The organism is Arthrobacter globiformis, assembly GCF_003261175.1.
Taxonomy (GTDB): domain Bacteria; phylum Actinomycetota; class Actinomycetes; order Actinomycetales; family Micrococcaceae; genus Arthrobacter; species Arthrobacter globiformis_A.
This window is the reverse complement of record NZ_QLNP01000067.1, coordinates 162,845-174,693: the sequence shown is the minus strand read 5'-3', so window position 1 is coordinate 174,693 and position 11,849 is coordinate 162,845. Positions and strand designations below refer to the sequence as shown.

Here is an 11,849-nt window from a genome sequence, read left to right as displayed (position 1 = left end):
CCGCACCGGTCGGAGCCGGTGCGTTGGGATGTACAAGGAGAGTTCCATGGCTAAAAATGCTTCCGATTGGAACACACTGGTCGGGCAAACTGTCGAGCTGCGGCAACAAGGACGCGTGGTTCGGCAGGGAAAGGTCGACATAGCCTCTGATGATTCGTCGATGATGTGACTTGAACCAGACGCTTCGCATGGCAGGCAGCTTTTCATGCATGCTGACGGCTACGTCATCACGATCCTGGGCCGCCATGACTAACGCGCCAAAGCTGCCCAAGTGGGCCCTGCAGCGGGTGTCCGCCTATCTGGATGACCAAAGCAGGGGCGGCGAGGGCAAGACCGACCCGCTGCATCTCGCTCAACGAACGGGAATGAGCAAGAGCCTAGCTCGCCTCTGCCTTCGCGAACTGCAGCAGCGCCCCTAGCGGTAACTTCTCCAGCTCAGACGCATGCTGTTGCGATGAAGACGACGACAGCCGGTGCCCCGGAACGCTAGGGGTACCGGCTGTTAAGTTGAAGCACACCCCAACCTGACGTCAGTTACATTGCCGAACGTCTGTGAGGATAGGCTCCGATTCGTCTTTTCTGACAGTGGGTCGGGCAAACTCTCAGACCAGAACCTGACACCACCGGCTCGGTCCCTGGCAGCAGGGGCAGCAGTGTGGCATCTGGTTCCTTTTTGCCTCTCCAGCGAATTGAGGTCAGCACACCCACCGACAGGGAATCTCTCGAACGACCATGCGAGCACAGAGACTGTGCACAAGCTGCTGATATTGGAACGCGATGCTTCTTCCGATGCCAGGGAGGTGGCGCCTTGTCTCGGGTCAGCGTCCTGCAATCCTCGGCACATGGAAGACCACGGTGCAGCCTGCCCGCATACACCTCGTGCCAAAATATCTACATGCCCGCGCGCCTCTTCGACCTCAGTTCCACCTGGCACCTCCCCATGCCGCCGGAGAAGGTGTGGGCCATCATTGCCGACATCAACATGAGCTGGCCCAGTTGGTGGCCACACTGCAGCTTCGCCGGGCCGCTGGTTCGCACTAAGCCCATGAGCAATTCCCAGGAAGACATCCTCAAGGCGACCACCGCCCACCTCAACTTCAAGGCATCGTTAGGTTACACGCTCACCATCAGCATTCACCCCACAGATGTCGTTGCGCCTCGGGAGATAGACTTCGACGCCGGCGGACATTTGAGTGGCACCGGGCGAGTAGTGCTCACCCCCGAAAAGCAAGGTGAAGCGACGCGTATGGACATCGAATGGCGCGTCCGCCCCACTCAACGCTGGATGAATCTCCTGACACCGATCGCCGCCCCTGCCTTCACGACCGCCCATGCGCTGATGATGCGTCAGGGAGAAAAGGGCTTGGTCAAGACGCTGGCAAAGCAGGCAACAGCGAACGCATAGTAGACCCGTCTACAATCGACTAGCCACGCGGATTCAACAGTCCTACCATGGAGGTGGTCAGCCGAGCTGGGGAGCTGAGGCCCCTCCTTCGAGCGCGGACTGTCAGGCACGGGAAAGGGGCACGATGAATCTTCATGAGTCGCCCGCCGCGAGCCTACGCCGTCAGGAAGATGCCCAGCCGCAGGACTGGGAAGCCACCTTCCGCAACATGGCTCTCTTCGATCTCGCCGCGGACATGGAACTCGGCTTCTTCCTCTCCTACTACCGCAATTTCGCCATCCCGACCATCGCGTCAACACTGCACAGCAACGCTGAGATCCAGCAGCGCCCCATGAAGCGCTCCTACGACACCGCCATCGTCATCTACGAGCTCATCGCCAGCGGACTGGACAGCGACCGCGGCCGCGACATGGTTGCCCTACTCAACAGGGTTCACCGCAATGTCCCAGGCAACAAAGACGATTTCCTCTACGTACTCCTCACGCTGCTCTTGGTTCCGATCCGCTGGACCCAGAAGCACTCCTGGCGCGAGCCCACAGCTGCGGAGCTCGCGGCCGCCGCACGCTTCTTCACCGAACTAGGCTCCCGGATGAACATCGACGGCATGCCTGCTACCTACGCTGAAGCCGAAGCCTTCTTTGACGCCTACGAGGCCGCGCATGTCGCGCCATCCCCCGAAGGCCAGCATCTCATGGACGCCACGGTCCAGGTCTTCCAAAGTCGGCTGCCCGCTCCGCTGCGCCCTTTGGCCAAACACATCATCAGCACAATGCTCGACGACGACCGCCTCACCGCGGCGCTCGGCCTCCCCAACTCGAGCCGGACTTCCCGAGCCGCCCTCAAAACTGGACTGATAATTCGCAACGCGATATGCCGTCGTCGGCCGCTAAAGGAGCAGCCCCATTTCACGCCCGGCAAAGCCGGTTCGTCCCTCTACCCGAACGGGTATTCTCTGGACCAAATCGGTCCCGTCAATGTTCCCCACTCCCCGGCGGCCCGAAGCAATGAACTATCGTGACGCCCGAAAGATAGCCCGGCGAGCGGAGCACGGCTTCGGTCTGCCCGACGACGCGACTCTTCTGTACATCCAAAACAAACTGGAAGTGCAACGCGGCCGGCCCATCATCGTTGACGAACTCCCTGGCATGTGCGGATCCGAATTGTGCGGCGTCTGGCTCATCTGTGCCGACCGCGACATAGTCCTGCATGCAACGGTGAAATCCAGCTGGCACCGGCAACAGATCATCCTGCACGAGTTCAGCCACATGATCCTTCAGCATGACCTCGCGGAACCGAGCGAAGACTTGGTCACCGCATTCCTTCCGGACCTCGGCGTCGAGGTCCTCCGGGCTCTCGGCCGCAGAAGCTACACAGACGACGCCGAATTCACAGCCGAGGCCCTCGCCGACCAACTTGCCATGCGGATCATCAACAGCGAGGTCTCCAGCCTGCCCGAGCCTCTGGCCTTTCGCCGGGTGTTTGGCTGATGGAAGCCGTGCCCGCAGCTGCGCTGTGGGTGCTTACTGTCCTTCGGCTGCCCATCGCCCAAGATCCTGACCGCGGCAGCGTATTTCGCGCGACTATCCTGGCCGCAATTGCCTGCACGCTGTATGTCCCCGCCGTCTACTACGGCATCGATTCGCTGCTCGGTGGCCAGAACCGCGTAGGGCTTGCCACTCTCCTGTCTCTACTTCTTGGGTTTTGGCAGTTCCGAACTGCCATCCTGCTGGCTGCGGTCGCGGATAAAGAAGTACGACGGCGGCAACTCACCTTGGGACGATGGGCTGTGGGGGCCACCTGTGCGGCAGTTACAGCAGGATTTCTCACCAGCCGCGTAGATGTCACCGATCCCAACCTGCCACTGACATACGGTGATCAGCCCGGGATGGCAGTCTTCCTCTGGACCGGCTCTTCCTTCATTATGTGGATCTGCGTCGACATAGCCCGGGTATGCAGGAGCAACGTTCCGCACATGCATACCCCGGCGTTTCGATCGGCGTTCACCCTCATCGCCGTCGGTTGTGTCTTGTTCGCTCTGGTCCTGCTCGACCGGCTGCTCTACGGGGCGGTCATCAAGGTTGAAGGCACTGCCAGCCCGACGGCTGCTGTCCTTACCAGCTTCTACTGGGCGGGTGAAACGTGCGCCGTTCTCCTCGTCAGTCTCGGGCTACTTCTCCCCCGGCTGGCAGGCCATTTCAAGCATGGCACCTTCGGGCTCCGCGCTAGGTTGTTGCTCTGGGAGACCACTCCGATATGGAACCGCATAGCCTTTGGCCAGTACGAGTTAGTCCTGCAGGACAGACGCGCCAGCCGACTGTCCTTCTTCTGCCGGCACGCCGAAAACCAGCTTCACCGGCGTCTCGTAGAAATACGTGACTGTGAAATGGCAAACCCCGAAACTTCGGGGCGCCTGGGCGCCCACGATCGGTCCGTCGTCGAACGCGCCGAACATGCGCTCGAAACGCGATCAGGCGCGCAGCTGACCCACTAATCCTCGCCAACGGAACTGCGGCCTTTAACGTCATGCCGCGGTGCCTGCACCTACACATGAATGAGCAAAAGCAACTTCGCTGTTTGTCATTCTGATCCCGATCATCGCTGGGCAGGTCCTTCGTACAACTGGGGGCAGCGTGCCGTTCACGAACCAAGAGTTCGTTCGATACTCCTCCGTCGCTTCGTCCGGAATCAAAAGCCCAGCAATGGCTCTCCTATCAGAATGACGCCGAAATCTGACGGGCGCATCCGCAGTGTCAGCGCTGGTCGAAAAGTGAGCCATTTCGTGGGTTGAAAAGTGAGCCACGTTGACGTTGGTTATTCTGCCGTATTTTCCGGTCTTGTCGAGGGCAGCGAGCCGACCTGGGTGTGTTTGAGCCGGTAGCTGGAGCCCTTGAGAGTGACGACTTCGGCGTGGTGGACGATGCGGTCGATCATCGCCGAGGCGACGACCTGGTCTCCGAACACATCGCCCCAGCGGGCGAACGGCAGGTTCGAGGTCAGGATCAGCGAGGCATGCTCGTAGCGTGAGGAGACGAGCTGGAAGAACAGGTTCGCGGCGTCCTGCTCGAACGGGATGTAGCCGACCTCATCGACGATGATCAGCCCGTAGCGGCGCAGCCGAACCAGGTCCTGCGGCAACCGCCCGCCCTGGTGCGCAGCCTGGAGGCGGGCGACCCAATCGATCGCGGTCGCGAACAGGACCCGGTGGCCCAGCTGGGTGGCCCGTAAGCCCAGTCCGGTTGCGAGGTGGGTTTTACCGGTTCCGGGCGGCCCGAGCAGTACGATGTTGGACGCTTCGGTGAGGAACGCGCCGGTGGCCAGATGCGCGATGGTGTCGCGCCTGAGCCCGGGCTGGTGGTCGAAACTGAACTCCTCCAGCGACTTGCGGGCAGGAAACCCGGCAGCCCGGGCCCGCATCTCAGCGCCGGAAGCTTCGCGGGCGGCCACTTCCCGGGACAGGACCGCAGCGAGGTATTCCTCATGGGTCCAGCCAGCCTCACGGGCCTGGTCCGCGAGCCTGGCCGCGGCTTTCCGGATCCGGGGTGCCTTCATCGCCCGGGAGTAGTACTCGATCTGGCCGGCGGTTTCCTTGGCCTCGGTCATCAGGCGACCTGCCCATCATCAAGCACGACACCGAAAGCCCGGTCGTAGTCCGCGAGGTCCCGCAACCCCGCCGTGTTCGCTACAGGTGCCGGGTTTTGGAAGGCTTTCCGCATCGTTCGGGCGGCCTCGACGTGGTCCGGGTCGGTAATCGTCAGACCGGCGCCCCAAGACCTCTTGTGATTTCCGACGCATCGGCCGTCCAGGCTGATCGTGACGGTTTCCAGGTCTGCGGTGACGTCAACGAACCGGCCGATCGCCTGCGGATACACGGAGTAGTCGTTGGATCCCATCCGCACGTAGTAGTCCCGCGGGAGCCGAACCCTGGCCGCGAACCCGGTCACGGGCGGAACCGGCGGCAACCCCAGCATCGCCGCCTTGTCCTGGCGGATCAGCTCCGAAGGCCTGGCCCCGGTCCGCCGGACCAGCCGCGCATTGGCCCGGGGCAGCCACTGACCGAGCTGGGCATTGAAATCCTCCGGAGAGGTGAAGGTCCTACCGGGCAGGAACGAGGTCTCCAGGAACTGGTTCGCCCGCTCCACCACGCCCTTGCTCTCCGGATCGTAGGGCTTGACCTGCACGATCCTCGTCGCGAGGACCCCGGCGAACGCCGCCACCCCGGCGGCATAACTGTTCCGCCGCCCGATGCCGGATTCGTTGTCCCAGATCAGCCGCCGCGGCACCGCACCCAGGGACCCGAGCAGCTCCCACATCCCGGCCAGCAGGTCCCCGGTCATCCGGGACGGGATCATCCTGGCCATGATGAACCTCGAATGTGAGGACACCATCACCAACACCGGCAAAACCCTCGGCTTCCCGCCACCGACCGGTATCCGCACCTCGGGAAACCACAGGTCACACTGCGCCTGATCCCCGGGTTCGTAACTGATCCGGTCCGCGGGATCGGCAGGGGCATACTCCGGCCGGATCCTGGCCACGTTCTCCCGGAACCAGGCCGGTGACCCGGACCAGCCCACACGCTCCGCCAGCACCGTCGCCGGCATCCGCGGGTTCTCCCTCAACAGCGCACGAATCGCAGGCTCGACGGCCTTGATCCCGGAGTCCTGCGGCGCACGCACATAGGTCGGCGGCCCCTCAGCACTGACCGCTTTCGCGACCGTGTTCCGGGAGATCCCCAGCCGCGCCGCTATCGACCTCATCGACTCACCCTCGGCAAGGTGCAACCGCCGAATAAGCGCCCAATCCTCCACTGTGATCACCCACCCAATCGTTTGGAACGGGTGGCTCAGTTTTCAACCGTCACAATGGCTCACTTTTCGACCGTCACCGACACCGCAGTCCGCCGGCCGATGAAGGAGAAGGATCATGGAAGAGCTCACCATCCGCACCCCAGCCGACGTTCTCAGTTTCGTTGGCCACACCTTGGGGTTTTGGCCTCGCGAAAGCCTGGTCTGTATCACTTTGTCGGACAAGCACGTTGGCGCGACCCTACGCGTTGATCTGCCGAAGCCAGGCACCGAAATCAGCTACGCGCAGACGGTCGCGGGTTACCTGGCCCATGACACCAATGCCGAAAGTGTGCTCTTTGCCGTGTATACCTCCCAAGACGAGCAGGCCGGGCCGGTCAAACCCCAGGCGACAACCATCGCCGCGTTGACTGGTGCTCTCGCCGAACGGGGCCTCTCCATCCGTGATGGGCTCCTGGTCGGGAACGAAAGGGTCTCCCAATACGATGGAAGCCCGGGGGAAGGTCGGTCAATCCCGTTGACTGCGACACAGTCCAGCCAAATCAACGCTGAATTCATCTACCGGGGCAGCACCATCGAACCGACAAACCGGATCACTCTGCCGGCTTCAACCAAGGAAACCGAAACCACGGATGCTGTCCGCGATCGTGTAAAGGCGCTCGGAGGCCTCAAGGTTGGGGAAGCACTCGAGCAGGCCAGGGCACGCTGGATGGACATGCTCGACGCCCACAGCTACCCGGATCGGGAAGAAATCGTGAACCTGATTGCGGATCTACAATTCCCCGTCATCCGGGACAGGCTGATGGCTGACATCCCAGGCATTGACGAACGTATGGACCGGATCCTCCTCGCCCAGACCCACGACAAACCGCAGTGGTCTCGAGTCGAATGGGCACAGCAGCTGCTCCTCCACGCCTACACGGACAGCAGCACCAAGCACTCGGCTCCTATCCTCACCGCAGTGGGCTTCATCAATTGGTGGGAAGGCAGGGGCAGCAAGGCGCACCAGTTCCTGCAGCTCGCCCTCGAGGCTGACCCCGCTTACCACTTGGCCAAGGTCAGCGACATCATGATCGGGTCCGGAGTGGTTGCCGGCTGGAACATGGACAAGGGCACGGCGTACCGGAATCCAGGCTTGAGTGCCTGACGTGGATTCTTCGGCTGCGTCCCAGCACAATGAACCGCAGTGTCGCCCGGACTGAGAGCAGGAACCCGAAACTCACACCCAGTTCGGGCCCGAGCAGCAGGGCGGTCAAGTTGAGACTGAGGAGGCTCAAGCCCCGCCGGGCAAAGGAGGCGACGGTCACCGCACTCATCAGCATCCAGGCCTTGTGCATGCTTGCGTCTGGTCCCACTAAGGGAACGAACAGGCCAAGGCCTGCAAGGGCGTAGCTGAGGCTGAGATCCTGCCCAGCACAAGTGAACGCGCCGCCATAAGCAGCTCGCCAAGGACCAGACTGCAGTTGGCCCCCGACAAATGTGCCGAAGGGGGTGGGTGGTGATCAGCTATTGACTAACAGGTCCTTCGGAGCGGCGTTGGTGACGGCTGCTCCGAGTCCGATAGGCATAATTGCGCCCATCGGACGCATAGGCTCTACGGCCCCAACCGAACTCCTCAAATTCTTGTTCAAGGGCGTCCGTGGTTTTGGGCGCAATGCTGTGGTGTCATGCTTTCATATGGCGGGCTAGGGTTACCGGAAGGCTCGGACTCGACTCTGACGATGTCGATGCGGGCTTGCCCCCGGTCGTCTGATGAAAGAAATAATCAGGACTCGTCTCATGCTGTTTTGGGCGTCCGAAAAATCCTCTCTTACAGCGGACGGTTGTGGTCAGAACGGTGATGGCTCCTGCCCATTTTGTCCCGCATTCAGGGCATTGCTCGCCGCGAGCGAAAGTCTGCTGACTCGTGTCGTTGAGGTGCGGCTCCGAGATCCATAAGTTTTGCGGAGAGGGACGTGTAGTGACCGTTAGTATTGCGACGAGCCCGGTCATCGGGGACCGTGCAGCAGCCCGCGCCCAGCAACAGGCGCGATAACCAAGAGTCGCGGCAAGTGACCCCGCAAGGCGGCTGGAGCTCTCCAGATGCGGATGCAGTCAGCACTGCTGCGCGCCTGGAATAATTTCCAAGATCGTGGTTCTGTGACAGACGCTCATGAATAGGCACTTTCCTCACCGGTTGCTTATGCGATACATCGTGGCGCTCCCCAGCGGCAGTTCGTACCGGTGTTTGAATATCAGCTGTACGTCGTTTAGTAGGGAGCGAAATTTTCGCTTCAAGGGGCTGAGGGGGGCAGACCGACTATGTATGTGTCTGGGACAGGCAAGTACAGTGACTTTGAAAACCGGTCTGATGCATGCGGGCGCAGGCTTCAAGCCGGGTTCTGTATTGTCATCAAATACGCGGTCCTGCTAATGCGGATTCACCACTACTGCCGATTGCACGGGCCCTGTCTTCGATTACCGCTTGGAGACCGTGCGTTCCAGCAACTGTTCAGAGATACATGGTCAAGGCGGTTGACACGATCGGTGGCAGGGGGCGGCGGGAATGTGGATTGATGTTCTCTTGAACGGGACGCGCACTCCCATAGATGAGGCAGTGTTCACTGCTCTTCTGGACAACTCAGTGGCCAGTACCTATAAGGCATACGACCACGCAATGGAATCCGGCTCCATCAGTTTCACCGACCTCGTTTTTCTCGCGAGAAAAGGAGAACTGCCGTACTCGCTCTTTTTCGCGCCGTTGCCTTATGTGGAGGCGCAGATCAAGGCCAAGACCGATAAACTTCTGAGCGGTCTAACAAAGGACACCTTTTCCCTGAATTCCCGGGACAAGGTGCACCTCCGGGATATCGAATTGATCGTGAAGGATCTTCTGCGGAAACAGGAGCTGCTCAAGAAAAACGACAGCACGTTAAAGAAGAACCCCATCGTTGGCCTGCTGGGAAAACCGGGCCATTCAACGGAAGACGACGCTGCCAAGTTGATGGATGCCCTCAAGCTCTCCCACAGTTCGATATCGTCTGTGCGCAGGAAAGAGGACGCGCTCGAACTGATGATCTCGCGACTTGAAGAGAATCAGGTCCTCGTCTCCCGCAGTGTAAACAACTTCATGCCCCAGCGACTCACGGGTGTGAAGTTCAGCGGCCTGGCGATTAAGGACACGAAGGTACCGTATATCTTCCTCGCGGGCGGGGACCACGGTGACTATCAGGAGCCCGTCGGGCGGATGGTGTTTACTCTCGCGCTGATGAGCGTCCTGGTCGCGCGGAAGATTTTCGCGCCAGTAACGTACGACGGGTCGAGCACGGGCTCGGACGTGAAGCGGGAGTACGACATTGTTGGCTCCATGTTGATGCCTAAGCGCGAGCTTGGCAGCCTGTCGCTCACGTCACTGGATGACCTGAAGTCTGCGGCCGATATGTTCAAGGTGACGCCCAGTGCCGTGGCTGTCCGGGCGATGAGGCTCGGCATGATCGGGCAGAACGCGGCCGTATCCCACCTGAGCCAGCTTAGGAGCGAGTATGCGCAGCGCGAGAAGAAGCCGATGCAACAGCCCAAAGCAGTAAACGCGGTGCGCAAGTACAACGGGCGGGAGTTTTCACGGCGCATGCTCGGCGTTCTCGACAACGGAGGCATATCTACGGGCGAATTCTGCCGCGTGGTATGTCTGCGCCACATCCGACCCCAGCAGCTCGTCGACTTCCGGGAGGCAGTGGGGTGAATGCATATGGGCGAATTTACGTCATTGACAATAATGCGCTGGTATTCATCAAACGGGAACACAGGGCCAGCAACTTCTTCAAGCAGTACTGCCGGATACCCAATGAAGTCCTCCATGAGGCTGATGGCTTCCCCGATATTGATGACTTGAGACAACTCGAATACCCCGTCACGGCAGGGGTGCTTGCGTGGCTCACGGCGGTCATGGATACGGTCCCCGTAAACGACACAGCTCTGGTGAATCTGTACCACAACCAAGGCAATGCCGACCCGCTGGTTGTTGCCACTGCCTTGGACGGTCATCACTGCAGCAATGACGGAGCCTTGTTCGGACCGACGTGGACCGTCGTTTCAGGCGACGAGGCCGTACAGAACAAGGCCCGGGAGTTTGGGCTGGACGCGATGACCAACCCCGAGTTCCTTTCCGTATTGGAAGGCGAAAGCCAGCAAAGGCCTTGCTGACGGGTTCTGTTTCACAGCAGGATACGGAACTGCTCGCAGTTCTTCGAAGTGCAGGACCCGGCCAGGTAGAATCTGGCTACAGTTGAGACGCGGCCTTCATGATCGCAGCGTCAGCATCGGCGGGAAGCCTTTTGCACAGGAAGGGCTCTGTGCCATCCACGAGCCGCTGTTCTTCACCGGGAAGACGTTTATAGATCCTGACCGCGTCATCACCGTGCGCCCTGAAACGCGAACGGTCCGAGTCAGTGTGCAGCAGATATGTGACCTGGCACCCGCAGGTTCGTAGGAACGCGTAGAACCGGCCTCTCATGGCCTCCATAAGCAAGGTTGCCGGGTAAGAAACGACATGCTTTCGGCACATCGCCGGCACCGCCACCTGGTCCCCCGCATGAACGCTTTCAGGCATGTGAGCCGCTTGCCGCCAGGGCTGTAGCGCCACTTGCCCGTCCACGCCCCTGAGCCTCTTTCCGTCTGCGAAGCCTAGAAAGGACTCACGTGTGCACGGTGTGCCGCCGGGCCATTGAAGCGTTCCTTGGCCTGGCCAAAGCTGCGGCATATCCATCGTCGATTTCACGTCTACCTCAGCGTCCGCCGAGGTGAACCGAATCCCCTGAACGACGACCCGCCCCAGCACGATCGTGAGCGCATATCCGCAGGGCACATCCGGTTCCGGGTTGCGGGGTGAATGCAGGACCAGGGGGGTCACGCGTACGGCTGAGAAGCCGTCGTCCTCCGCGTACTCGCCAATCCAAAACCGGCTGCAATCAAGCGGTTGCATTCGTTCCCGATGTAGGTAGAAAGCTTTGTACTCGGAGCGGGCCAGGCCGTATCCCCCCTCGCGCTGCTCGTCACTGGAGACGAGCATGGCCGTCAGGGCGGTCTTCTGCGCCCACATGGCAAGGATGCCCTGGTCCTCGAGGGCAATCTTTCCCGGGTTGCCAAGGATCAAAGGAGTAAGTACACGCTGGGCAGCTTTCTCCATCTTGCTCATCCACCCGTTATTGCAGGCGGCGCAGAAGTTCTTTACCTGCAGCCGGTAGGGTGGCTGCACCCCCAGGTCCCGCGGCAACCCATTCAAGGCACTCGAGTGATGGGACGCCGGGCTCAGGTCAAGACCGATCTTGCTGACCCACTTTCCGAAGAGGTGCTCACGGGTCAGTGGCTGCGTTGAGCCGCAGAAGGCACACGAATTAGGCATGAAACGATTATGTGGGTGACGGACAGGAAGAACAGCATCGCTGCATCCGTCGAGCGCCACATTCAGAGCGAAGCTCTCTCCGGCGTTCCTGACAGGGTTCACTGTGTGCCGTTGGAATGGCTATGGCCTGGACTGCCTGTGGCGCTGAAGCTGTTGCGGGTATTCCATGGCAATGACCAGGGTCAGCCATATCTGCCATAAGGGACCGGTACCCAAATCACGCCATGGGATCGTGCCCAGGCATAGACCTGTAACCAGC

Annotated in this window: 12 protein-coding genes; 9 read left to right on the top strand and 3 right to left on the bottom strand. The window is 60.7% G+C overall.

All coding sequences use genetic code 11. The features are described 5' to 3' along the window. Positions 1-46 precede the first annotated feature (46 nt). From DBZ45_RS23380 to DBZ45_RS09040, 6 genes are all read left to right on the top strand, one after another. Positions 47-169, top strand: coding sequence for a hypothetical protein (locus DBZ45_RS23380; protein ID WP_262982849.1), 123 nt, complete (start codon positions 47-49; stop codon positions 167-169). Between the two features lie 76 nt (positions 170-245). Beyond that, positions 246-419 carry a hypothetical protein gene (locus DBZ45_RS22920; RefSeq protein WP_190243066.1) on the top strand — a complete coding sequence of 58 codons (174 nt, stop codon included), beginning with the start codon at positions 246-248 and terminating at the stop codon, positions 417-419. A 476-nt stretch (positions 420-895) separates the two neighbouring features. After that, a complete protein-coding gene (locus DBZ45_RS09055; RefSeq protein WP_111903588.1) occupies positions 896-1,405 on the top strand; it encodes an SRPBCC family protein in 510 nt (169 codons plus the stop codon). Between the two features lie 124 nt (positions 1,406-1,529). Continuing rightward, entirely contained in the window at positions 1,530-2,423 is an 894-nt protein-coding gene (locus DBZ45_RS09050) for an oxygenase MpaB family protein (RefSeq protein ID WP_111903587.1), read from the top strand. 85 nt (positions 2,424-2,508) lie between these two features. After that, complete coding sequence (locus DBZ45_RS09045) at positions 2,509-2,892, top strand: hypothetical protein (RefSeq protein ID WP_146617474.1); 384 nt, start codon at positions 2,509-2,511, stop codon at positions 2,890-2,892. Beyond that, positions 2,892-3,896: a hypothetical protein gene (locus tag DBZ45_RS09040; protein ID WP_146617473.1), complete on the top strand. Its 1,005-nt coding sequence runs from the start codon at positions 2,892-2,894 to the stop codon at positions 3,894-3,896. Before DBZ45_RS09045 ends, DBZ45_RS09040 begins: the two co-directional genes overlap by 1 nt. 320 nt (positions 3,897-4,216) lie before the next feature. On the opposite strand, the gene istB is transcribed toward DBZ45_RS09040, so the two are convergent. Both istB and istA read right to left on the bottom strand, forming a co-directional pair. Further along, positions 4,217-5,005: an IS21-like element helper ATPase IstB gene (gene istB, locus DBZ45_RS09035; RefSeq protein ID WP_111903584.1), complete on the bottom strand. Its 789-nt coding sequence runs from the start codon at positions 5,003-5,005 to the stop codon at positions 4,217-4,219. Next, positions 5,005-6,222, bottom strand: a complete 1,218-nt coding sequence (gene istA / locus DBZ45_RS09030) for an IS21 family transposase (RefSeq protein WP_111903583.1) — start codon at positions 6,220-6,222, stop codon at positions 5,005-5,007. The genes istB and istA overlap by 1 nt, the downstream gene beginning before the upstream one ends. 106 nt (positions 6,223-6,328) lie before the next feature. Between istA and DBZ45_RS09025 the strand changes: the two genes are divergently transcribed. From DBZ45_RS09025 to DBZ45_RS09010, 3 genes are all read left to right on the top strand, one after another. Beyond that, positions 6,329-7,357, top strand: coding sequence for a DUF4192 domain-containing protein (locus DBZ45_RS09025; protein WP_111903582.1), 1,029 nt, complete (start codon positions 6,329-6,331; stop codon positions 7,355-7,357). 1,398 nt (positions 7,358-8,755) lie between these two features. Beyond that, positions 8,756-9,931, top strand: coding sequence for a hypothetical protein (locus tag DBZ45_RS09015; protein ID WP_111903581.1), 1,176 nt, complete (start codon positions 8,756-8,758; stop codon positions 9,929-9,931). Next, positions 9,928-10,392, top strand: coding sequence for a hypothetical protein (locus DBZ45_RS09010; RefSeq protein ID WP_111903580.1), 465 nt, complete (start codon positions 9,928-9,930; stop codon positions 10,390-10,392). The genes DBZ45_RS09015 and DBZ45_RS09010 overlap by 4 nt, the downstream gene beginning before the upstream one ends. A gap of 76 nt (positions 10,393-10,468) precedes the next feature. Here DBZ45_RS09010 and DBZ45_RS09005 read toward each other — a convergent pair whose 3' ends face one another. Further along, entirely contained in the window at positions 10,469-11,383 is a 915-nt protein-coding gene (locus DBZ45_RS09005) for a hypothetical protein (protein ID WP_223256989.1), read from the bottom strand. Positions 11,384-11,849 lie beyond the last annotated feature (466 nt).